This is a genomic window from Salinarimonas sp., from assembly GCF_046292825.1.
Taxonomy (GTDB): Bacteria; Pseudomonadota; Alphaproteobacteria; order Rhizobiales; family Beijerinckiaceae; genus Salinarimonas.
This window is the reverse complement of the sequence record NZ_JBKBQG010000005.1, coordinates 43,827-66,024: the sequence shown is the minus strand read 5'-3', so window position 1 is coordinate 66,024 and position 22,198 is coordinate 43,827. Positions and strand designations below refer to the sequence as shown.

The window sequence follows — 22,198 nt, the reverse complement described above, 5'->3', positions numbered from 1 at the left end:
TACCCTCCCCGCCGCTGCGCGGGGGGAGGGGGGCTTCGGCGTCGCATCTCTCCTTGCACCCGAACACTCTCGCCCGGCATTTGTGAGATCGTGTGAAACAGGAGCCCGCCACCATGCCCTTCGCCGCGATCGTCCACGGGCTCGAGAGCGTCAACGCCCTCGTCGGGCGGCTCGTGCGCCATCTCGTGATGGCGATGGTGCTCCTGCAATTCGTCGTGGTTCTGCTGCGCTATCTCTTCGGCTTCAGCCACATGATGCTCGTCGAGGGCGTGCTCTACATGCACGCCTTCCTGTTCATGCTGGCGGCGGGCTACACGCTCCTCCTCGATCGGCACGTGCGGGTGGACGTCTTCTACGGACGCCTCGGCCCGCGCGGGCGCGCGGCGATCGATCTGTTCGGCGGGATCGTGCTCCTCCTGCCGCCGATGATCGTGCTCGCCTGGTATTCCTGGCCGAGCGTGCGCAATTCCTGGGCGATCCTGGAGGGCGCCATCTCGGTCGGCGGCATCCCGGCCTCCTTCGTCCTCAAGACGCTCGTGCCCGCCTTCTGCCTGCTCGTCGGCCTCCAGGGCATCGCCCTCGTGCTGCGCTCGGCCTATACGCTCGCGCGCGGCACACCCATTCCCGAGAGAACGCGTCCGTGATCGCCCAGAACCTCGACATCCTGCTCTTCGCGGCGCTCTGCGGCGCGATCCTGATCGGCTTTCCCGTCGCCTTCACGCTGGCCGGCGTCGCCGTCGTGTTCGCCTATCTCGGCTATGCGATGGGCGCGTTCGATCCGGGCCTGTTCCGGGCGCTGGCGCAGCGCATCTTCGGGATCATGACGAACCAGACGCTCATCGCCATCCCGCTCTTCGTGGCGATGGGGGTGATCCTCGAGAAGTCGAAGCTCGCCGAGGACCTGCTCGTCGAGATGGGCCGCCTGTTCGGGCATCTGCGCGGGGGGCTCCCCGTCTCGGTGATGAGCGTCGGCGCGCTGCTCGCGGCCTCGACCGGCATCGTCGGGGCGACCGTCGTCGCGATGGCGCTGATCGCGCTGCCCGCGATGCTCAAGAACCGCTACGACGCCGCCTTCTCGGCGGGCACCGTCTGCACGGCCGGCACGCTCGGGCAGATCATCCCGCCCTCCACCATGCTGATCATCCTCTCGGAGGTGATGTCCTCGGCCTATCAGCAGGCGCAGTTCCGGATGGGGCGCTTCTCGGTGGAGACGATCAGCGTCGGCGAGACCTTCGCGGCGGCGCTCCTGCCGGGCCTGATGCTCGTCGTCCTCTACCTCGCCTACATCCTGCTGCGGGCCCAGCTCCAGCCCTCGATCGCGCCCGCGATGCCGCGCGAGGCCGACGTGCCGATCGAATGGGGCCGCGTCGTCGCGGTGCTCGTGATGCCGATCGCGCTCATCGTCGCCGTGCTCGGCTCGATCCTGGGCGGCATCGCGACGCCGACGGAGGCCGCGGCGGTGGGGGCGATCGGGGCGCTGCTGCTTGCCGCGATCAAGCTCTCGAAGCCCGGTCGGCGGCTGCCCTTCTACGTGGGTATCGGGGCGCTGCTCGCCCTCGTTGTCCTCGTCTCGAACGTCACGATCCGCCCGCAGCGCTCGGACGCGACCGCTTTCGACCTCGCGCTCGCGGGCGTCGCGGCGGCGCTCGCGCTCGTGGCGCTCGGTGGCATCCTCTTGGCGATCGTGCGCCTCTCGCGCGCGGGCGTCGTGCGCGAGATCGCGACGGGATCGACCACCGTCACCGCGATGATCTTCGCCACCCTCATCGGCGCGACGATCTTCACCCTCGTCTTCCGCGGGCTCGGCGGGGATCTGCGGGTGGAGGCGATCCTCGACGCGATGCCCGGCGGCGCGCAGGGCGCGCTGCTCTTCACGATGGTGGTGATCTTCCTGCTCGGCTTCTTCCTCGACTTCGTCGAGATCTCGGTGATCATCCTGCCGATCGTCGCGCCGGCGCTCCTCTTGATGGGGCTCGATCCGATCTGGCTCTCGGTCCTGATCGCGATCAACCTGCAGACCTCGTTCCTCACCCCGCCCTTCGGCTTCTCGTTGTTCTACCTGCGCGGGGCCGCGCCGCCCGAGATCTCTACGATGGCGATCTATCGCGGCGTCGCCCCCTATATCGGCCTGCAGGCGGTCGCCATCGCCATCGTCTGGTTCGTGCCGGCGATCGCGACCGCGCTGCCGGGGGCGTTGTTCCGGTAGGGCGCTGCGCTCTCAGCGCACGACCTTCAGATCCTCGCGCAGGCGCTGCGCGCGAATGATGGTGCGGGCGTATTGCTCCCAGGCCGAGCGGATCGTGATGACGTTCGCGGCCAGGGCGCCGGCGGCGTCCTCGAGATCCTCGAGCGCGGAGAGGCTCTTGCCGAATTGCGCGGCGAGATCGCCGTTCACCTCGCCGGCCTTGGTGGCCTCGATCTGGATCTTCAGCGCGGCGCCGGTCTCCTGCACCTCCGGGAGGAGGCGGGCGAGCCGCTCGTAGAGCCGGTCGCGCTCCGCCTCGGCCGCGGCGAGAAGCGGGCGCTGCTGCTCGAGAACGCGCACGATCATCGCCCATTCGTGGGCGCGCTGGGCGAGATCCTGCGAGACGCCGTCGAAACCGCCCGGGATCCGGCGCGGCAGACGGATGCCCTCGACCGGGGCGTCCTGGGAGGCGACGAGCGTCGCGCTCGGAGCGGGAGCGTCCTGCGGGACGCTGCGCGCCACTTCCGAGCGGACGATCTCGCTCATCCCCGCGCTGATGTCCTCCACCGTCGCATTCGCCATCTGTTGTCTCCACTGTGGGGGTCGTTGTTCATTGGTGGGACGAGGTTTAGCACCCAACGTAAAGACAATCGATACGAAAACTAACCGATAGTTAACGTGGGTACTTATAATACGGAGTCCTACGCGTCGTCGGTTGCTTCGCTCTGCGGCGCGCGCGCGACGATGAGTCGTTTCCGTTGCGTCGGTGGGGAGATATCCCCAAGAAATCGCGCCCCGAGAGGGGCTCGCTGCTTCGCTGGAGGGGGCGCCTGTGCTACAGGATCGACCCGCCGGACGGGCCGAGCCTCGATCGACAGGGGCGCTCCCGGCGGCCGTCAGGGGGGGGCGCATGAGGGCGAACGAGACACGAGCGGCCACGGCGAGCGGCCTTGCGGCCCGCGCCGCGATCATGGACCGCTCCGCCCGCAGCCTCTGGGCGCTCGCCCTCGATTGCGACCGGTGGGGCCTCGTCAGCGACGGGCACAGCGCCCGCCGCGCGTCCCGCAACGCCGCCGTCCGCTCCCTCGTGCTCGCAGCCCGCGCGGCGGCGCTCGACGCCCGCGCCGGCGACATCGCATAGCGCCTCCCGGCGCTCAGCGGCCGTCCGACATCGCGGCCGTCGGCTCGACCGGCTCCGGCAGCGCGACCGTGCCGACGACCGGCAGGTGATCCGAGCCGATGTCGTCTCCGACGCTGCGCGTCCCCGGCCGCCCGCTGCCGCCGACGAGGACATGGTCGATGGGCGCGCCGAACCAGGTGGGCCAGCCGAATTCCCGCATGAAGCGCGTCGGCACGATCTGCGCGGCACCCCCCGTCGGCGCGAGGCCGGTGCGCGCCAGGAACGCGCGCAGTTCCTGCGACCAGACCGGCGCATTGAAATCGCCGCCGACGACGAGGAGCCGATGCGGCGCCTCCGCCTCGATCGCCTCCGCGAGTTCGGCGAGCGCCGCATTGCGGTCCCGGAAATCGTGCTTCGACATCCGAGGGCTCTCCGGGTGGACCGAATAGAGGACCGCCGAGACCACGCCCGTCCCCTCGCGCAGGCACAGGGCGACGCGCAGGATGCGGCGCCCGAGCCGCTCGGCCTCCGCCGTCGGCATATCCGGGCAGGCGGAGGGCGCGGCGAGGCGATCGGGGGCGACGAGAATGGCGGTGGGGGTGCGCCGCGCGGTCCAAACCGGCCATCCGAGGGCTTCTCCGACGCGCTCGGAATAACGCGGCCGCGCCTCCTGCAGGAGGAGGATCTCGACGCCGTCTCGCGCCACCCGCTCGGCGATGCGCTCGGGCGGGATGGTGGAATGGAGGGTGTTGAGCGTCATCACCCGCAGCCGCGCCGAGGCGTCCGGCGCCGGGATCGCCACGAGCGGCGCGAGCGTGCCCCACAAAGCGGCGCCGATCAGAGCGGCCGCGAGGATCCGCCCCGGATCGCCCGGCCGCACGAGGACGGCGAGGCCGAGCGCGACGACGCACGCGGCGATCCACGGGCGGAAGAAGGCCGCGAGCTCCGCCGGATAGCTCTCGGGCGCGAGGAATTCCAGCGCCGCGAGAACGACGCAGGAGACGAGGGCGGCATGCAGCATCGTCCGACGAGGCCCCGGCGGGTGCGTGGCCGGGACCTTTCTGCCCGCGGCGTCTGGATGCGATAGCACGCCCGCGCGTTGGGGAGAAACCCCGCGGGTTCCCGGACCGCGCGCGCTTCAGGCGCCGCGGCGCTGGGCGGGGTGGAGCGCCTTGCCCAGGATGTGCGCGTCGCGGTGCACCACGTGTCCCGCCCGGCCGACGATCAGCGGATCGGGCGCATGCACGAGGCGCTCGTCCTTGCCCGGATAATCGAGGCTCGAGAGGAAGTGCAGCATGCATTCGAGGCGAGCCCGCTTCTTGTCGTCGGACTTGACGATGGTCCAGGGCGAATCGGCCGTGTCCGTGTAGAAGAACATCGCCTCCTTCGCCTCGGTGTAGTCATCCCAGCGCTCCAGGCTCGCGACGTCGATCGGGCTGAGCTTCCATTGCTTGAGCGGATCGGTCTCGCGCGCGGTGAAGCGCCGACGCTGCTCGTCCTGCGTGACCGAGAACCAATATTTGAACAGGCGGATGCCCGAGCGCACCAGCATCCGCTCGAGCTCCGGCGTCTGGCGCATGAATTCGAGATAATCGTTCGGCGAGCAGAAGCCCATCACCCGTTCGACGCCCGCGCGGTTGTACCAGGAGCGGTCGAACAGGACCATCTCGCCTGCGGTGGGGAGGTGGCCGATATAGCGCTGGAAATACCACTGCCCGCGCTCGACCTCGCTCGGCTTCTCGAGCGCCACCACGCGCGCGCCGCGGGGATTGAGGTGCTCCATGAAGCGCTTGATGGTGCCGCCCTTGCCGGCCGCGTCGCGCCCTTCGAAGATCAGAACGACTTTCTGCCCGCTCTCCTTGATCCACAATTGCGCCTTCAGGAGCTCGGCTTGGAGCTGGAGCTTCTTGCGCTCGTAGGGGCCGCGGGCGAGCCGAGTCGCGTACGGATAGGCGCCGCTCTCGAAGGTGCGGCGGATGGCGCCCGGGTCGGCGCGCAGCGCGGCGAGATAGGCCTAGCGCCGGCTCTTGCCGTCGGCCTCGCCTTGCTCCTGCGCGGTGTCCTCCGCCGCGACGACGTCGGCCGGCGGCTCCACCGGGGGAGGGGCCGGCTCCGCGATCTGTGTCTCGCGCGCAACCGTGTCGAGCGCGGCTGCATCGTCGTCCCGGGTCTCGAAGGTGATGGGCGTCTCGAAGGTCATGGGCGCTCTCCGTCATCGCAGCGTCATCTTCGCGCCCGATGGGGGACGCCCGCATTGATTCAGGACAACGATCCTCGCCTCGCGCGACGCGCTCAGTCCCCGCGCACGGCGCGCAGCGCCTCGGGCAGGGTGAGGCCGAAAGTGGCCATGTGGGCGAGCGCGTCGACGACGCAATACGGGCACCAGCGCTCGTCGACGTAAGGCATCTGGTGGAAGAGGTATTTGGCCGCGACCACCGCCTGCGCGCCGGCGAAGGCGCAGGCGACGACCGGGATCGCGGGCCGATCGTGCCAGCGCTCCGGCGGGCCGGCGGCGGCGAGCGCGAGGTTCGCGGCATGCATGCCGAGCGTGATCGGCCCGTCCGGCATGCCGTAGGAATAGGCCTCCTCGGAGGTGTTCACCTTCGCGGTGTCGAAGCGCGGGCGGCGCGTCGGCGGGTCGGGCAGCCGGCGCACGAGACCGGTCTGGAACAGAGCCACCGCCGCCATGCTCGCCATGCCGACGAGGGAGGCGCCGACGATCGCCCGGCGTCGACGCATCTCGGCCGAGCGGTCGGTGCGGATGCGCCGCTCGAGGCTGCGCGGGGTGTGGCCCGGGCTCGTGACCCGCATCAGGACCTGCTTCATGCGCGCTCTCCTCGACGGCTGCTCTCGGGGCTCTCTGCTCTCGTGCTCTCCTGGGGTCGGGAACGCGAAGACGCCGGAGAGGTTGCCGCGCGGTTCGTCGCGGGGGCGATGGGGCGCGGGGGCGGGGACCGCGAGACGCTCCGTTCTCCTTCCCCTGAGAGCCTGTGAATCTTGCGGAGGTTGTCATCCCGGGCCGCGAAGCGGACCCGGGACCCATAACCTCGACGACAAGCCCGAGCGCGCATGCCGCGCTCGTTCCGCTACCGTCGGGCAGCTTCCGTTGGAGAAACGCAGCCTACAGGCTGCGACTGAGACGTCGTGGATATGGGTCCCGGATCGCCTTCGGCGTCCGGGATGACACCGCAACGAAAGATCTTCAAATTCCGAGGGGAAGGACAGCGACGGCGCCTCTCGCTCTCGCGAGGTGATTCCGGCCGAGATCTCTGCTATCGCGTCGAGCGAGCCGAGGAGCGCCTTCCCATGAAACCCGCCGCCGACGACCCGCGCCCGATCCTCGCCCTCGTCGCCCACGACGAGAAGAAGGCCGATCTCGTCGCCTTCTGCGCGGCTCATCGCGCGGCGCTCGCGCGCTACCGCCTCGTGGCGACGGGGACGACCGGCGGGCGGATCGCCGAGGCGCTTCCCGAACTCGAGATCACGCGGCTCAAATCCGGCCCGCTCGGCGGCGATCAGCAGATCGGCGCGCTGATCGCCGAGGAGCGCGTCGGCGGGCTCGTCTTCTTCGTCGACGCGCTCACGCCCCACCCGCACGACGTGGACGTGAAAGCCTTGATGCGCCTCGCGATCCTCTACGACATCCCCTTCGCCCTCAACCGTGCCAGCGCGGAGCTCCTGCTGCGAGGCTGAGCCCCTCCGCGCGGCGCAGGTCGTTGTGCAGATCGGTCGCGGCGATCTCGCCCTGGGCCATGGCGACGCCGAGCTGGTTCAGCCCGGTGACGACGTCGCCGATCGCCCAGATGCCGGGGCGGCTCGTGCGCTGGTGATCGTCGGCGCGGATGCGCCCGTCCTCTGCGCGCGCGATCCCGAGCGGCGCGGCGAGATCCGCGCGCGGCCGCGAGCCCATCGCGGAATAGAGGACGTCGACGCGGATCTCCTCCCCGTCCGCGAGCCGCACGGCGACGCCGCCCTCGGCGCGCTCGATCGCCGCGATCGGCGCCTCGACGAGCCGCACGCCGGCCGCCTCCATGCGCTCGCGTCCCCGCGCGCCGCAGGCCAGCGGCGCGCCGTTGGTGAGGGCGACGAGATGCGGCGTGTAGGTGCGCAGGAACAGAGCCTCGCCGACGCAATGGTCGCCCCTCCCGATCACGGCGACGCGGCGATCGATGATCTCGTAGGCGTCGCAGATCGGGCATTGGCGCACGATCCCGCTCTTGACCGCCTCGAACGGGTCCTCGATCGGCGGCTCGAGGTCGACGACCCCCGTCGCGAGGACGATCGCGCGCGCCCGCAGCCGCGCGCCCGCGCGCGTCTCGAGGGAGAATCCTTCGCTCTCGGGGAGAATGCGGGCGACGGGATCGACGAGGGGCGCGATCCCGTAATGCGCCGCCTGCGCCCGCATCCGCGCGAGCAGCTCCTCGCCCGTCACGCCTTCCGGGAAGGCCGGGTGGTTGCGCGATCGCGGGATCCAGACCGCCCGGCTCTCGCCGCCGTCGAGGAGGGCGACGCGCCGTCGGAAGCGCGCGAGATAGATCGCCGCGGTGAGCCCGCCGGGCCCCGCGCCGACGACCGCGCAATCGAAAATGTCCTGCAAGAGGCTGCTCCTCGTCCGCCGATCCGCCCCAACGCGCCCGCCCGCTTCCGCGTTCGAAGTCACGAGACGGTCACGCGGGTGTTGCAATCCGCGCCTAACCGGTCTTCCCTGGCAGCCACGGTTCCCGAAAGGAACCCACAAGGGGAGGCTCTCTCATGACCACGATCGTCCGCAGGAGCGGCATCGACCGCCGCTCGCTTCTCGCCGGCGCCGCCGCGCTCGGCATCGCCGCGCCCTTCGTCTCGCGTCGCGCCCTCGCGCAGAGCGGCACCGTCAACATCTTCGCCTGGGCCGGCTATCTCAGCGACGAGATGCTCGCCGCCTTCGAAGCGCAGACCGGCATCCGCCCCGTCTACACGCCCTACGGCACCAACGACGAGCTCCTGAACCAGCTGCGCGCCGCGGGCGGGCGCGGCTTCGACGTGATCTGGCCGACCGTCGACCGCATCCCGAACTACGTCGAGCTCGGCCTCGTCCAGCCCATCGACGAGAACCGCGTCGAATGGGACCGCATCATCCCCTCCGCCGTCGAGGGCTCGGCCGAGATGGGCGCGGTGGTGGACGGCGTGCGCTACCAGGTGCCGAGCGATTGGGGCACCGAGGCGCTCGCCTTCGATCGCGATCAGGCGCCGCTCGAATACGGCAGCGCCTCCTACGGCGACATCTGGAAGCCGGAAATGGAAGGGCTCGCCACCGTGCGCGGCCATTCCGGCCTCGTCGGCATCGGGCTGTGGCTCGAGGGCGAGGGGCGCCTGCCGCGGCCGATGCGCGAGGCCTTCGCGAGCGAGGAGGCGATGCGCGAGGTCTACGACGTGATCCTCGCCGAGGCGATCGCCCGCAAGGCGAACATCGCCCAGTTCTGGTCGAACGAGAACGAGGCGCAGGGCGCCTTCCGCGTCAACGGCTGCGCCATCGGCCAGACCTGGGACTCGACCGCCGCCGGCCTCGCCCGCGAGGGCCTGCCGATCGGCTACATCGCCCCCAAGGAAGGCGCGCTCGCCTGGATGGAGGGCCTCGCGATCCCGTCGGGCGCCGAGAATCTCGACGCGGCCTACACCTTCATCAACTGGATGATGACGCCCGAGGCCGGTGCCATGTACGCCAACCACACCTCGATCAACACGACGGCGGCGGGCGCCGAGGAATTCCTGTCCGAGGAGAACAAGGCCTTCTTCGCCGCCGCCTATCCGGGCGACGCGCTCGACCGCCTGTGGTGGTGGCCGATCCAGGAGAGCTGGTTCGTCGCCCGCCGCAACGAGTACCAGGACCGCTTCCTGTCGGCGTGACGTATCGCCTGGGGCCGCCCGTCCCTCCCCGGAGGGGAGGGTGGCCCCTGGAGCGTGAGCGACAGGAATCGGGTGGGGCACGCGGGTCTCAGCACGATCTCCACCCGGGCCCCACCCGGCCTTTCTCGCTTGCGCTCGCAAGTCCACCCTCCCCTTTGGGGCTACGCGATTCACACCTCGTGATATGCGCGCAGCAAGACAAAGGACACGGCGCCGCCGCTCTCCTTCCCCTCAGGGGAAGGTGGCCCGGCGGCGAAGCCGACGGGTCGGATGGGGTTATTCGCAGCGAAGCTGCGAAGGGGCGTTGTCATAGAGCGCCTTACGTACGGCGGCTCCCAACGCCCCTTCGACCCTTCGGGTCGAAAGACCCCATCCGTCTCGGGATGCTGTTCGCATCCCGAGCCACCTTCCCCTGAGGGGAAGGAGAGGGAGCGTCTTGTATGCCTCGAAGGCATGCAGGAGTAACGACGTGTGCACTCCGTAACCCCGTACGGGAGGGATGGAGCGCCTTTCGATCTCGTGGGAGAACCGCACAGCATGTCCCATTCCGTCGCGCTCGAGCGCGTCTCCATGGTCTTCGGCAGAGGCTCCGGCAGGACGCGTGCGGTCGACGCCGTCTCGCTCGAGATCGAGCCCGGCGAGTTCTTCTCGATCCTGGGTCCGTCGGGCTGCGGCAAGACGACGATCCTGCGGCTCGTCGCCGGATTCCTCGAGCCGACGGAGGGGCGCGTCCTGATCGGCGGGCGCGACATGCGGGGCCTGTCCGCCGATCGCCGGCCGACCGCGATGATCTTCCAGTCGCTCGCGCTCTTCCCCTTGATGCCGGTGTGGGAGAACATCGCCTTCGGGCTCGAGGCGCGCGGCGTCGACAAGCGCACCCGCCGTCGCCGCGCGGAAGAGCTCCTGGAGCTCATCGCGCTGCCCGGTTTCGCGGATCGGCGCATCGACGAATTGTCGGGCGGACAGAAGCAGCGCGTCGCCATCGCCCGCGCGCTCGCGGTGGAGCCGCAGGTGCTGCTCCTCGACGAGCCGCTCTCCGCGCTCGATCTCAAGCTCCGGCAGCACATGCGTGCGGAATTGCGCGACATCCAGAAGCGCACCGGGGTGACCTTCCTCTACATCACCCACGACCAGTCCGAGGCGCTCGCCATGTCGGATCGGGTGGCGGTGATGTCGGAGGGCGTGGTCCAGCAGGTCGACGCCCCGCGCGTTCTCTACGACGACCCCGCGACGCCCTTCGTCGCGCGCTTCGTCGGCGAGACGAACGTGTTCGCCGGCCGCGTCGCGGCGATCGCCGACGGGATGGCGCGGATCGAGACGGGCGAGGGGCTTCTCCTCGGCCGCGCCGGGCCCGGTATCGCGGAGGGCGCGCGCGCGAGCCTCTACGTCCGCCCCGAGGCGATGGCGCCCGCGCGCGACGACGAGGGCGACAACGGGATCCCCGCGCGCGTCGAGCGCCTCGATTTCGAGGGCGCCTACGGCCTCCTGCACGCCCGCACGGCGGGCGAGGCGCCGCTCCTCGTCGCGATCACGTCCACCGGGCTCGGCGGGGCGCCGGCCCCGGGCACGCGAGCCCGCTTCGCCTTCGCGCCGGGCAATGCCGTGGTGCTCGCCGATGCGTGAGCTCGCCCACCGCTTCGGGCCCGGCCTCTCGGGCGTCCTCGTCACCCTGGTCGGGCTGTGGCTCGCGGTCCTCGTGATCGCGCCCAACCTGATGATGATCGACTTCGCGCTGAGGCCGAACCTCCTCCCGGCGGAGGTCGGCGGCCCGCGCGACGTCTATTCCCTCGACAACCTCCTTTTCCTCGCGGGCGAGGCGACGCACCGGTCGATCTTCCTCAAGACGATCTGGGCCTCGGCGCTCGTGACGCTCGTCACCTTCGTCGTGTGCTACCCCCTCGCCTTCTGGCTCGCGCAGACGGCACGGCCGGGGGTGGTGCCGATCGTGATCCTCCTCCTGATCGTGCCCTTCTGGATCAACGAGGTCCTGCGCACGCTCGCCTGGTACATCCTCCTCGCCTTCCGCGGGCCGATCAACGTCGTGCTGCTGGAGCTCGGGATCATCGACAGCCCGGTGCGCTGGTACGGCGACGGCGGCGTCGTCGCGGGCATGGTCTACGCCTACATCCTGTTCATGCTCTTTCCGATCTACAACGCGATCGAGAGCCTCGAGCGCGCGCAGATCGAGGCGGCGCGCGATCTCGGCGCCTCGGTCTGGCGCATCCACGCGCGCATCGTGATCCCCCACGCCAAGGCGGGCATCGCGACGGGATGCGTGTTCACCTTCATGCTGGCGGCGGGAAGCTACGTCGCGCCCGCGCTGCTCGGCGCCCCGGGCAGCCGCTGGTTCACGCAGATCATCTACAATTGGTTCTTCGAGGGCGGGGACTGGAATCGCGGGGCGGCCTACGCCCTCGTGCTCCTGGTGCTCTGCCTTGCCTTCGTGCTCGTGGCCCTGCGCGTCGCGCGCGTCGATCTCGCGGACGTCGCCAAATGAGGCAGGCGCCCGCGCTCCCCCGCACGCGCACGCCGCGCGCCGCCGCCGACAGGCTGATCCCGGCCCTCGTGACCGGCATCCCGAAGCTCCTGTTCGGGCTCTATCTGGCGGCCTTCTTCCTCTATCTCTTCGCGCCGCTCGTCGTGATGTCGGCGGCCGCCTTCAACACCAGCCGCTTCCCGACCGTGACGCCCTGGCTCGGCACCACGCTCGACTGGTTCGAGGCGATGGCGGCGGATCAGGCGATGTGGCGGGCGCTGTGGACCTCGGCGCTCGTGGCCCTCGGCGTCGTCGTCGTGGCGGTGCCGGTGGGGACCGCCGCCGCGCTCGTGCTGACGAGCCTGCATTCGCGCGCGCGCGGTTTCCTCTACGCGCTGATGGTCTCGCCGCTCCTGATGCCCGGCGTCGTCATCGGCATCGCGACCTTGATCCTGTGGCGGCAGATCGGGGTCGGCGGCGGCACCTTCCTCATCGTGATCGCGCAGGCGAGCTTCATCACGGCCTACGTCATGCTGATGGTGACGGCGCGCCTGCAACGCTTCGACCGCACGCTGGAGGAGGCCGCGCTCGGGCTCGGGGCGTCGCGCGCGATGATCCTGCGGCGCATCCTCCTGCCCTTCCTGCGCCCGGCGCTCCTCGCCGCCGCCTTCATCGCGGTGCTCCAGAGCGTCGAGAACTACAACACGACGCTCTTCGTGCGCGGCTTCGACACGCCGCTGACCGTCTACATCGCGACGAAGGTCCGCACCGGCCTCACGCCGGCCGTGAACGCGCTCGGCCTCGTGATGATCGCGATCACGGTCGCCGGCGCGGTGATCTGGGAGATCGCGCGCCGGCTCGACGCGAGGCGACGGTGAGGCGAGTGGGGCCGCGCGCGCCTTACGGCGCGAAGCGGAAATGCATTACGTCGCCGTCCTGGACGACGTATTCCTTGCCTTCGAGGCGCATCTTGCCGGCTTCGCGCGCGCCGGCCTCGCCGTCGAGGCGCACGTAGTCCTCGTAGGCGATGGTCTCGGCGCGGATGAAGCCCTTCTCGAAATCGGTGTGGATCACGCCGGCGGCCTGCGGCGCGCGGGTGCCGCGCACGATCGTCCAGGCGCGCGCCTCCTTCGGCCCCACCGTGAAATAGGTGAGGAGACCGAGCAGCGCGTACCCTGCGCGGATGACGCGGTTCAGCCCCGGCTCCGTAAGGCCCACCGCCTCGAGATAATCCGCCTGCTCGTCCGCCGGCAGCACCGCGATCTCGCTCTCGATGCGCGCCGACACGATGACCGCCTGCGCGCCCTCCGCGACCGCGCGCTCCATCACCCGCGCCGAGAAGGCATTGCCCGCATCGGCGGAGGCTTCTTCCACGTTGCAGACGTAGAGGACGGGCTTGGCGGTGAGGAGCTGGAGCATGTCGAAGGCGCGCGCCTCCTCCGGCTTCACCTCGACGAGGCGTGCGGGCTTGCCGTCGCGCAGGAGGACGAGGGCGCGGTTGACGAGCTCGAGGCTCTCCTTGGCCTCCTTGTCGCCGCCGCGCGCCCGCTTCTCGAGGGCGACGACGCGGCGCTCCAGGCTGTCGAGATCGGCGAGCATCAATTCGGTCTCGATCGTCTCGATGTCGGCGATCGGATCGATCTTGCCCTCGACATGGGTGACGTCCTCGTCCTCGAAGCAGCGCACCACGTGGGCGATGGCATCGACCTCTCGGATATTGGCGAGGAACTGGTTGCCGAGCCCCTCCCCGCGCGAGGCGCCGCGCACGAGGCCGGCGATGTCGACGAAGGTGAGCCGCGTCGGCACGATCTGCGCCGATTTCGCGATCGCCGCGAGCTTGTCGAGCCGCTCGTCGGGCACGGCGACGTCGCCCACGTTCGGCTCGATCGTGCAGAAGGGGTAATTCGCCGCCTGCGCGGCGGCCGTCTGCGTCAGCGCGTTGAAGAGCGTCGACTTGCCGACGTTCGGCAGCCCGACGATACCCATCCGAAAGCCCATCTCGTAATCCCGTCTCGTCGCTCAGATGTCCCGAAGGACCGTGTTGATGTCTGCGGTGAAGGGGTTCAGGACGCGCAGTCCTTCGATGGTCCAGCCGTCGTGCAGGTCCTCGCTGAGCAGCATCTCGCAGCCATGATCGAGTGCCGACGCGACGAGCAGAGCGTCCCACCAGGACACCATCCGTCCCTCCCGTATCTCCAGCGCCCGAAGCGCCGTGCGCGCCGTCGTCTCCGCCTTGCAGAAGGCCGCGAGGAACCGCGCGCGCGTGACGATCTCATCGGTCGTCTCGTCGAAGCGCCTCAGCGAAACCGAGAGGAACTCGTTGAGGACCTGCGGGCTGATCACGATGCTGCCGCGTTGCGCCAGTCGCTCAACCCAGGCCCTCGCCGCTTCCCGTTTCGTCGGCTCCCCGGGGTCGCGCATGTAGATCAGCACGTTCGTATCGACGAAGACGCTCTTCATAGATCTCCTCCCGCTTGGGGAGAGGGCCGCCGCGGGACCGCCAATCGGGGCCGGCGAGGAACCCCTCGAGCGCCTCGGATTGCGTCATCTGCCGCCCGATCCGCTCCTCGATGAGCTCGCCGACGTAACGCGACAGGCTCTTGCCCTGCTTGGCCGCCTCGACCCGCGCCCGCGCCGCGAGCTCGTCGTCGAGGCTGATCGTGACGTTCTTCATGGGGCCGGCCTCCGTCACGGGAACACGAGATCCGTGTTTGTGTGATTTCGTGCAGCGCGCCTGCGAAGTCAACCGCCCTTCTCGCCCGGCCGCTTCACGTCTCCCCAGCCGCGGCCCTCCATGGCGAGGTGGACCTTGTTCTGGAAGGAGGCGTCGTCGCCGCGGGCGAGAAGCTCGGCGTGATCCGCGACTGCCCGGCAGAGATCCTCCACCCAGGGCTGCTCGGACTTGGCGAAATCGTTGAGGACGTATGCGTGGACGAGCGCCTTGTCGCCGGGATGGCCGATGCCGAGGCGCACGCGGCGATACTCGTTGCCGCATTGCGCCGTGATCGAGCGCAGGCCGTTGTGGCCGGCATTGCCGCCGCCCTTCTTCGTGCGCAGCTTGGCGGGGGGCAGGTCGAGCTCGTCGTGCAGGACGGCGACGTCGTTGAGCGGGATCTTGTAGAAGCGCATCGCCTCGGCGACGGCCCGCCCGCTCTCGTTCATGTAGGTCTGCGGCTTGAGGAGCAGCACGCGCTCGCGGCCGATCAAGGCCTCGGTCGCCTCGCTTTGAAAGCGGCGGCGCCAGGGGGCGGCGTTGTGCACGCGCGCGATCTCATCGATCGCGAGGAAGCCGATATTGTGCCGGTTGCCGGCATATTTCTGGCCGGGATTGCCCAGCCCGACGATGAGGCGCACGTCTTCCTCCCCGTCGAAGGCGGAGCGCTCCGGGCTCTCGGCCGGAGCGCTCGCCGGGAACAAGCGGCGGAGGAGGGCCCGGATCAGCCCTCGCTCCCCTCGCCGGCGGCAGCCTCCTGCTGCAGCGCCTCGCGGACGCCCGCGGGCACGGCGATGGTCGCGATCGTGAAGTCGCGATCCTGGATGACGGGCTTGGCGCCCTTCGGCAGCGTGACGGCCGAGATGTGCAGGCTGTCGCCGAGCTCGAGCTTCGAGACGTCCACCTCGAGCGCGTCGGGGATCGCGTCCGCCGGCACGTTCAGCTCGACCGTGTGGCGCACGACGTTGAGCGTGCCGCCGCGCTTGAGGCCGGGCGACTTCTCCTGGCCGACGAAGTGCACCGGCACCTCGACCGCCACCGTCTGGCCGGCGCCGACGCGCAGGAAGTCGACGTGGATCGGGAAGTCCTTGACGACGTCGAGCTGGTAGTCGCGCGGGATCACGTGCTCGGTCTCGCCGCCGACCGTGATCTCGAAGGTCGTCGTCTTGAAGCCGCCGGCGAAGATCAGCTTCTTGAGCGCGTTGAAATTGATGGCGATGGCGCGCGGCGGCTGGCCGGCCCCGTAGATGACGGCGGGCGTGAGTCCCTGGCGACGACATTCCCGAGCGGCCCCCTTGCCGACCCGGTCGCGCGCCACGGCCTCGAGCGTCTTGGTCTCGCTCATGGCGGTGGTCCTTATGTAAGAGTATGTGCGAAAGCGTAAAGCCGCCCGATCGGGCGGCCTCCAGCCGACGCGCGCCCGTGCCTCCAAGGGTGTCTCGCGGGCGCGAGGGGCTTATAGGGGGGATGAGCGGGGTTGGCAAGCCGGGGCGGCGTCAGGCCCACCCCGTCAATCGAACAGGCTCGACACCGAGCTCTCCGTCGCCGTGCGGGTGATCGCCTCGCCCATCAGGGGGGCGATCGAGAGGACGCGGATGTTGCGGGCGACCTTCACGGCCTCGGTCGGCTGGATCGAGTCCGTGATCACGAGCTCTTTCAGCTTCGAATTGGCGATGCGCGAGACGGCGCCGCCCGACAGCACGCCGTGGGTGATGTAGGCGTAGACCTCCTTGGCGCCGTTGGCGAGGAGCGCGTCGGCGGCGTTGCAGAGCGTGCCGCCGGAATCGACGATGTCGTCGAGGAGGATGCAGGAGCGGCCCGAGACGTCGCCGATGATGTTCATCACCTCCGATTCGCCCGGCCGCTCGCGGCGCTTGTCGACGATCGCGAGCGAGGCGTCGAGCCGCTTGGCGAGCGCGCGGGCGCGCACCACGCCGCCGACGTCCGGCGACACCACGATCCGGTCGCCCTCGGCGAGGCGCTCCTTGAGATCGCGGGTGAAGACCGGGGCGGCGAACAGGTTGTCGGTCGGGATGTCGAAGAAGCCCTGGATCTGGCCGGCATGCAGGTCGATCGTGAGCACGCGGTCGGCGCCGGCTTCCGTGATCAGGTTCGCGACGAGCTTCGCCGAGATCGGCGTGCGGCTCGCGGTGCGCCGGTCCTGCCGGGCATAGCCGAAATAGGGGATGACCGCCGTGATCCGCCGCGCCGAGGAGCGGCGCAGGGCGTCGATCAGGATGAGCAGCTCCATCAGGTGGTCGTTCGCCGGAAACGACGTCGATTGCAGCACGAAGACGTCCTCGCCGCGCACGTTCTCCTGCAATTCGACGAAGATCTCCATGTCGGCGAAGCGCTTCACCGTGCAGCGCGCGAGCGGCACGTCGAGATAGGCGGCGATCGCCTCCGCGAGCGGACGGTTCGAGTTTCCGGCGACGAGCTTCATGGGGGATCGGACCTTCGTCGAGCTGGCGCGCCGCGCGGAGCGCCTGGGGCGCGGGCGTCATATCAGCGATGCGGGTGACGGGGCAAGTCGCGGGGGTGGGGGGCGGGGGTGGATGCTCACGCCCGGGGCACACAAGAGGGCGCATCTATAGATCGTAGCGAGTAATTGAAGATCTCCTCGGGTTGACTCGGCCGCGGTCGTCGCGATCATGCGCGCGGGGCAGTGCGAACATCCGAGGTGGCTTCTCTTGCGCGAGCGATCCCGTCTCCCCATCGCTATGGCCGCCGCGGCCTCGTTCTTCGTCTGGGGCGTGCTCAGCGTGCTCGTCGGATCGATCCTGCCGCAGGTCACGGATGCGCTTGCGCTCTCGTCCTTCCAGGCGGGGATGATCTTCGTGGTCTGGTCGGCCGGGTTCGTCGCCGGATCGGCGGCGGCGCAGAGGTTGTTGCAGGCCGCTCCGGCGCATCGCCTGCTCCTCGTCCTCTCCGTCGCGACGGGAGCGGCGGCGCTCGCCCAGACGCAGGCGCAGAGCTACCTCGTGTTCACGGCGCTCTACGGTGCGCTCGGCCGGTTCGGGGGCGCCGTGTTCACGTCGTCGCACACGCTCTACGGCGCGCTGTACCCGGAGCGGCGGACATCGGCGCTCGCGAGCCTCGATCTCGTCTTCAGCGCCGGCAACATCGCAGCCCCGCTCCTCGTCGTGGCGCTCATTGCGGGCGGCCTGTCCTGGCGCGTGGCCTTCGCGCTGATCGGCGCGGCGTTCCTCCTGTGCGCCGTCGGCTTCGCCGTCGCGGGGCGCTTGGCGAAGCGGCCGGCGGCGCGGGAAGCGCACCGACGGGAGGCGCCGGCCGACGAGGCCAGGCCTGCGGCGGAGCCCCTCGATCGGCTGCGCCTCGCCGCGCTCGCGATCGGCGCCTTCGGGCTCGGCGCGACCGAATGGGCGCAGCACGTGTGGTTCGTCACCTACGCCCTCGCGATGGGCGCCGACGACGTGTTCGCGCGGCTCGCTCTGTCCGCGTTCACCGCTGGCATGGTCGTGGCGCGCGTCGGCGCGATCGCCATGGGCGACGCGCTGCGGTCGGCTTCATGGGTGCGCTTCCTGCTCCTCCTCGCTGTCGTATCGCATGCCACGCTGGTCGCGGCGCCGAGCGTGCCGACGATGCTCGTCGCCAATCTCGCGCTCGGCCTCGGCATCGGCGCGCTCCTGCCCGTCTTCCTCGGGCTCGCCATGGATGGCGACCCCGCCCGCGGCGCGAGCTTCTCCGCCGTGATGATCGTGAGCCTCACCCTCGGCGGACAAGCGGCGTCCTTCACGATCGGCGCCCTCGCCGAACGCGCGGACGTCGCGACGGCCTATGCCGCCGCCTTCGGCGCCGTCGTGATCATGGCGGTGGGGTTCGAGACGTTCCGCATCGCCGCGCACCGCGCCGCGCTCGCGGCGGCGCGGTGATGCGCGCTCGAGCGCGGCGCTTTCGGCGGGGCGGGGGATGTGCGATGCTCGCGTTGCTCTCCGCCTCGGATCCGCCATGACCCGTCCCGTCTCCGATCCCGCCCGCACCCTCCGCGACCTGCGCGAGGAGGTCGCCGCCCTTGCGCGCGAGAGCCGTCTTCGGCGCGCGAGCGGGGGGCGGCGGCGCGAGCGGCTGCACGCGCTCCTCGTCCGCCACGGCGAGGCGGGGAGCGCCGAGCCCGTCGAGCCGGCGGATTTCGAGATCGCCGCGCGGCTCGAGCGCCTGCACCGGGCCGAGCGCCTCGCCGCGCGCCCGCTCGCGGCGCTGCGGCGCGGCTATGCGATCACCGCCGCGGGCCCCCTCGCGCTCCTCGCGGTCGGGCTCCTGACGCAAGGCGGGGCGCAGATCGAGAGCGTGGCGATCGTCGTCGGCGGCGTCGCGCTCTGGGACGTCGCGACCGGGCCCTTGCGGGCGACGGCGTCCCGGCTGCGGCGCGCCCGCGCGGAGGCCGGCGCGCGCATCGCACGTCTCGTGGAGGAAGCCGTCGCGCTCGGGCGCGAGCACCTCTACGCCGTCCTACCCGGCGCGGGCGGCGCGCCGCTCGCCTCGGCGATCGCCTATCGCGCCATCCTCGCCGCCCGCTACGAGCCGACGGACGGCGCGGTCTCGCTCGTGGGGCTCGACGGGCGCGAGATCGTGCGGCTCGAGGCGGTCGACCGCGCGGCCTGCGCCGAGATCGCGCGGCGGATCGCGGCGGCGAAGGAGCTCTCCGGCCGCGCCGCCTGACGCCGCCGCCCCGCCTGGCGCGTGCGCTCCGGTGGGAAAACATGCCGCATACGGCTCAGCCCGGACGACGGGAACAAACGATTGAAGTAGAGGCTTGGCAAGCCGTGCGCCTCGCGCCGCAGCGAGCGCGCTCGCCTGCGCGCGCGTACGGGTCCGCACGAGCGTTCCCTCACGAGGACGAGGAGCCGCCATGGCCGAGAAGAGCCTATCCAGAGACGAGGTGCGGGGTCGCGACTGGCATGCGCTCCCCCCCGGCGAGGTCGTCGGCGCCCTCGGCGTCGATCCGGAGATCGGGCTCGACGACGCGACGATCGAGGAGCGCCGCCGCGTCTTCGGGGCGAACGCGCTGACCCCGGCCTCGCAGCGCACGAGCCTGCAGCGCTTCCTCTCCCAGTTCAACAACCTGTTCATCTATCTGCTGCTGGTCGCGGGCGCGATCACCGCCGCGCTCGGCGAATGGATCGATGCGGGCGTCATCTTCGGCGTCGTCTTCATCATCGCGATCATCGGCTTCATCCAGGAAGGCCGCGCCGAGAAGGCGCTCGAGAGCGTGCGCGGCATGCTCTCCACCAAGGCCTGGGCGATCCGCGGCAAGCGTCGGCGCGAGATCGCGGCCGACCGGCTCGTCGTCGGCGACGTCGTGGTGCTCGACGCGGGCGACCGCGTGCCGGCGGACGTGCGGCTGATCCGGGTCAAGAACCTGCAGGCGCAGGAGGCCGCGCTCACGGGCGAATCGACCGCCGTCGAGAAGACGAGCGACGCCGTCGAGAAGGAGGCGGAACTCGGCGACCGCGTGTCGATGGCCTATTCCGGCACCGTCGTCACGGCGGGCCAGGGCATCGGCATCGTCGTCGCGGTGGGCGACGACACGCAGATCGGCCGCATCTCGGGCATGCTCTCGGAGGTCGAGAAGACGAGGACGCCGCTGATGGAGCGGCTCGACGGGTTCACGAAGCTGCTCAGCGTCGTGATCGTCGGCGTCGCGCTCCTCACCTTCGCCGTCGGCGTGCTCGTCTGGGGGCGCGATTGGGGCGAGATGTTCCTTGCCGCCGTCTCGATCGCGGTCGCGGCGATTCCCGAGGGCCTGCCCGCGGTGATGACGGTGACGCTCGCGATCGGCGTCGAGCGGATGGCGCGGCGCAACGCCGTCATCCGCCGCCTCCCCGCCGTCGAGACGCTCGGCTCGGTGACCACGATCTGCGCCGACAAGACCGGCACGCTCACCCGCAACGAGATGACCGCCAAGACCGTGCGCACCGCGAAGGACGACATCGAGGCGGAGGGCGTCGGCTACGCGCCGCACGGCGGCTTCCTCGGCGGCGGCGAGGCGATCGAGATCGAGGCGCGTGCGAGCGCGCTCGAGGCGATCCGCATCGGCCTCCTGTGCAACGACGCCTCCGTCGAGCAGGAGGGCGACGAGTGGAAGCCGGAGGGCGACCCCACCGAAGCCGCCCTCGTGGTGCTCGCCCGCAAGGCGGGGCTCGATCCCGAGCGCGAGAAGGAGGAGCGCCCCCGCCGCGACGTCATCCCGTTCTCGTCCGAGCGCCGCTACATGGCGACCCTGGTCCACGATCACGAGGGGCAGCGTTTCGTCTACGTGAAGGGCGCGCCCGAGCGCGTGCTCGACATGTGCACCCACGAGGACCGCGACGGCGAGAGCGTGCCGCTCGATCGCGCGGCCTGGGAGGCCTGGGCGGAGGAGATCGCCGCGCGCGGCCAGCGCCTTCTGGCGGCTGCGCGCAAGAAGGTCGAGGGGCTCGACGAATTGACGGAGGCCGACGCCGAGAGCGGCTTCGTCCTCGTCGGCCTCTACGGCCTGATCGACCCGCCGCGCGACGAGGCGATCGCGTCCGTCGCCATCTGCCACGAGGCCGGGATCGGCGTGAAGATGATCACCGGGGACCACGCGCTGACCGCGAAGGCGGTGGCGCAGGCGCTCGGCCTGCGCAAGACCGAGCGCGCGGTGACGGGCCGCGAATTGGAGGGGCTCGACGACGACGCTTTGCGCGGGATCGTGCGCGACACCGACGTCTTCGCCCGCGCGAGCCCCGAACACAAATTGCGCCTCGTGCGCGCGCTCCAGGAGGAGGGCGAGGTCGTCGCGATGACCGGCGACGGCGTCAACGACGCGCCCGCGCTCAAGCGCGCCAATGTCGGCATCTCGATGGGCAAGAAGGGCACGGAAGCCGCCCGCGAGGCCTCCGAAATGGTGCTCGCCGACGACAATTTCGCCTCGATCGAGAAGGCGGTGGAGGAAGGCCGCACCGTCTACGACAATCTGCGCAAGGCGATCCTCTTCATCCTGCCGACGAACGCCGCACAGGCGCTGATCGTCGTCACCGCGATCCTCGCCGGGCTGACGCTCCCCGTCACGCCGGTGCAGATCCTGTGGGTGAACATGATCACGGCGGTGACGCTCGGCATCGCCTTCGCCTGGGAGAAGGCCGAGGGCGATCTGATGCGCCGCCCGCCGCATCCGGTCGAGGAGCCGCTCCTGACCGGCTTCGTGATCTGGCGGGTCGCCTTCGTGGGCGTGCTGCTGCTGGTGGGCGCCGGCGGGCTCTTCCTGTGGGCCGAGGCGGACGGGAGCATGACGCAAGCCTATGCGCGCACGATGGCGGTGAACGCGCTCGTGATGGGGCAGATCTTCTACCTCCTCAACACGCGCTATTTCTACGCATCCTCGGCGAGCGCGGAGGGCATCTTCGGCAATCGCGTGGCTTTGATCGCGATCGGCGCATGCATCCTCTTCCAGCTCGCCTTCATGTATCTGCCGATCATGAACCTCCTGTTCGAGACGCAACCCCTCGATCTCGGCGCCTGGGCGCTGACGATCGGCGTCGGGATCGCGGTCTTCGCGATCGTCGAGCTCGAGAAGCTCGCCGCGCGGCGCGGGCTCCACCCCCTCGTCTCGGCGGCGGATCGGGGCGAGGCGAAGCCCGCGCGCCGGATCGCCTCCGACGGCACGCCAGGGGTCGACCCGAGCGCCCGCATGCCGCAAAAGGAGACGGAACGCGCCGGCGCGCGCGAGGAATAAGCCAGCGCCTCGGCCGCGCTGTCGTGCACGGTCGCGAATGTCGGGCCGCGCCCCTTGTCCTTCCCCCTTGGGGGAAGGTGGCTCCGGGCGAAGCCCGGAGACGG

At 70.5% G+C, this 22,198-nt stretch carries 22 protein-coding genes and 1 pseudogene; 11 read left to right on the top strand and 12 right to left on the bottom strand.

Annotated elements, in window-relative coordinates; translation table 11 throughout:
• Nucleotides 1-113: 113 nt before the first annotated feature.
• A complete protein-coding gene (locus tag ACK4UM_RS04365) occupies nt 114-644 on the top strand; it encodes a TRAP transporter small permease subunit (RefSeq protein WP_409796162.1) in 531 nt (176 codons plus the stop codon).
• The gene (locus tag ACK4UM_RS04360) at nt 644-2,206 is read left to right on the top strand and encodes a TRAP transporter large permease subunit (RefSeq protein ID WP_409796428.1); all 1,563 of its coding nucleotides are present in this window, start codon (nt 644-646) and stop codon (nt 2,204-2,206) included. The genes ACK4UM_RS04365 and ACK4UM_RS04360 overlap by 1 nt, the downstream gene beginning before the upstream one ends.
• Nucleotides 2,207-2,218: 12 nt before the next feature.
• Here the strand turns inward: ACK4UM_RS04360 and ACK4UM_RS04355 are convergent, their stop codons facing one another.
• Entirely contained in the window at nt 2,219-2,767 is a 549-nt protein-coding gene (locus tag ACK4UM_RS04355) for a hypothetical protein (protein WP_409796160.1), read from the bottom strand.
• A gap of 328 nt (nt 2,768-3,095) precedes the next feature.
• Between ACK4UM_RS04355 and ACK4UM_RS04350 the strand changes: the two genes are divergently transcribed.
• Nucleotides 3,096-3,326 (top strand): hypothetical protein, encoded by a 231-nt coding sequence (locus ACK4UM_RS04350; protein WP_409796157.1) that lies wholly within the window; start codon nt 3,096-3,098, stop codon nt 3,324-3,326.
• A gap of 13 nt (nt 3,327-3,339) precedes the next feature.
• On the opposite strand, the gene ACK4UM_RS04345 is transcribed toward ACK4UM_RS04350, so the two are convergent.
• From ACK4UM_RS04345 to ACK4UM_RS04330, 4 genes and pseudogenes are all read right to left on the bottom strand, one after another.
• On the bottom strand, nt 3,340-4,326 hold the full coding sequence (locus tag ACK4UM_RS04345) for an endonuclease/exonuclease/phosphatase family protein (RefSeq protein ID WP_409796154.1): 987 nt from the start codon (nt 4,324-4,326) through the stop codon (nt 3,340-3,342).
• 117 nt (nt 4,327-4,443) lie between these two features.
• Nucleotides 4,444-5,304: pseudogene (gene ppk2, locus ACK4UM_RS04340) on the bottom strand (polyphosphate kinase 2); the annotation flags it as partial.
• A 15-nt stretch (nt 5,305-5,319) separates the two neighbouring features.
• Nucleotides 5,320-5,505, bottom strand: coding sequence for a hypothetical protein (locus ACK4UM_RS04335; RefSeq protein ID WP_409796151.1), 186 nt, complete (start codon nt 5,503-5,505; stop codon nt 5,320-5,322).
• A gap of 92 nt (nt 5,506-5,597) precedes the next feature.
• A complete protein-coding gene (locus ACK4UM_RS04330; RefSeq protein ID WP_409796148.1) occupies nt 5,598-6,131 on the bottom strand; it encodes a vitamin K epoxide reductase family protein in 534 nt (177 codons plus the stop codon).
• Nucleotides 6,132-6,611: 480 nt separating this feature from the next.
• Here ACK4UM_RS04330 and ACK4UM_RS04325 point away from each other — a divergent pair, with 480 nt between their 5' ends.
• Complete coding sequence (locus ACK4UM_RS04325) at nt 6,612-6,998, top strand: methylglyoxal synthase (RefSeq protein ID WP_409796144.1); 387 nt, start codon at nt 6,612-6,614, stop codon at nt 6,996-6,998.
• Here the strand turns inward: ACK4UM_RS04325 and ACK4UM_RS04320 are convergent.
• Nucleotides 6,961-7,902, bottom strand: coding sequence for an NAD(P)/FAD-dependent oxidoreductase (locus tag ACK4UM_RS04320; RefSeq protein ID WP_409796142.1), 942 nt, complete (start codon nt 7,900-7,902; stop codon nt 6,961-6,963). The two genes, ACK4UM_RS04325 and ACK4UM_RS04320, sit on opposite strands and share 38 nt — an antisense overlap.
• A gap of 155 nt (nt 7,903-8,057) precedes the next feature.
• Between ACK4UM_RS04320 and ACK4UM_RS04315 the strand changes: the two genes are divergently transcribed.
• The 4 genes from ACK4UM_RS04315 (at nt 8,058) to ACK4UM_RS04300 (ending at nt 12,542) form a co-directional block, all read left to right on the top strand.
• On the top strand, nt 8,058-9,188 hold the full coding sequence (locus ACK4UM_RS04315; RefSeq protein ID WP_409796139.1) for an extracellular solute-binding protein: 1,131 nt from the start codon (nt 8,058-8,060) through the stop codon (nt 9,186-9,188).
• Nucleotides 9,189-9,725: 537 nt separating this feature from the next.
• On the top strand, nt 9,726-10,811 hold the full coding sequence (locus ACK4UM_RS04310) for an ABC transporter ATP-binding protein (RefSeq protein ID WP_409796137.1): 1,086 nt from the start codon (nt 9,726-9,728) through the stop codon (nt 10,809-10,811).
• Nucleotides 10,804-11,685, top strand: coding sequence for an ABC transporter permease (locus tag ACK4UM_RS04305; protein WP_409796134.1), 882 nt, complete (start codon nt 10,804-10,806; stop codon nt 11,683-11,685). The genes ACK4UM_RS04310 and ACK4UM_RS04305 overlap by 8 nt, the downstream gene beginning before the upstream one ends.
• Complete coding sequence (locus ACK4UM_RS04300; protein WP_409796132.1) at nt 11,682-12,542, top strand: ABC transporter permease; 861 nt, start codon at nt 11,682-11,684, stop codon at nt 12,540-12,542. The genes ACK4UM_RS04305 and ACK4UM_RS04300 overlap by 4 nt, the downstream gene beginning before the upstream one ends.
• 22 nt (nt 12,543-12,564) lie before the next feature.
• On the opposite strand, the gene ychF is transcribed toward ACK4UM_RS04300, so the two are convergent.
• The 6 genes from ychF to ACK4UM_RS04270 all read right to left on the bottom strand — a co-directional run bounded on the left by ychF (nt 12,565) and on the right by ACK4UM_RS04270 (nt 16,820).
• Complete coding sequence (ychF, locus tag ACK4UM_RS04295) at nt 12,565-13,662, bottom strand: redox-regulated ATPase YchF (protein WP_409796130.1); 1,098 nt, start codon at nt 13,660-13,662, stop codon at nt 12,565-12,567.
• 21 nt (nt 13,663-13,683) lie between these two features.
• The gene (locus tag ACK4UM_RS04290; RefSeq protein WP_409796128.1) at nt 13,684-14,124 is read right to left on the bottom strand and encodes a PIN domain-containing protein; all 441 of its coding nucleotides are present in this window, start codon (nt 14,122-14,124) and stop codon (nt 13,684-13,686) included.
• The gene (locus ACK4UM_RS04285) at nt 14,033-14,338 is read right to left on the bottom strand and encodes a hypothetical protein (protein ID WP_409796126.1); all 306 of its coding nucleotides are present in this window, start codon (nt 14,336-14,338) and stop codon (nt 14,033-14,035) included. Before ACK4UM_RS04285 ends, ACK4UM_RS04290 begins: the two co-directional genes overlap by 92 nt.
• Nucleotides 14,339-14,406: 68 nt before the next feature.
• Complete coding sequence (gene pth, locus ACK4UM_RS04280; RefSeq protein ID WP_409796124.1) at nt 14,407-15,018, bottom strand: aminoacyl-tRNA hydrolase; 612 nt, start codon at nt 15,016-15,018, stop codon at nt 14,407-14,409.
• 83 nt (nt 15,019-15,101) lie between these two features.
• Nucleotides 15,102-15,722, bottom strand: a complete 621-nt coding sequence (locus ACK4UM_RS04275) for a 50S ribosomal protein L25/general stress protein Ctc (RefSeq protein WP_409796122.1) — start codon at nt 15,720-15,722, stop codon at nt 15,102-15,104.
• Nucleotides 15,723-15,887: 165 nt separating this feature from the next.
• Nucleotides 15,888-16,820: a ribose-phosphate pyrophosphokinase gene (locus ACK4UM_RS04270; protein ID WP_409796120.1), complete on the bottom strand. Its 933-nt coding sequence runs from the start codon at nt 16,818-16,820 to the stop codon at nt 15,888-15,890.
• 247 nt (nt 16,821-17,067) lie between these two features.
• On the opposite strand from ACK4UM_RS04270, the gene ACK4UM_RS04265 reads away from it, so the two are divergent.
• From ACK4UM_RS04265 to ACK4UM_RS04255, 3 genes are all read left to right on the top strand, one after another.
• Complete coding sequence (locus tag ACK4UM_RS04265) at nt 17,068-18,270, top strand: MFS transporter (RefSeq protein ID WP_409796117.1); 1,203 nt, start codon at nt 17,068-17,070, stop codon at nt 18,268-18,270.
• Nucleotides 18,271-18,346: 76 nt separating this feature from the next.
• A complete protein-coding gene (locus ACK4UM_RS04260) occupies nt 18,347-19,057 on the top strand; it encodes a hypothetical protein (RefSeq protein WP_409796114.1) in 711 nt (236 codons plus the stop codon).
• 190 nt (nt 19,058-19,247) lie between these two features.
• Nucleotides 19,248-22,094 (top strand): cation-transporting P-type ATPase, encoded by a 2,847-nt coding sequence (locus ACK4UM_RS04255; protein ID WP_409796111.1) that lies wholly within the window; start codon nt 19,248-19,250, stop codon nt 22,092-22,094.
• Nucleotides 22,095-22,198 lie beyond the last annotated feature (104 nt).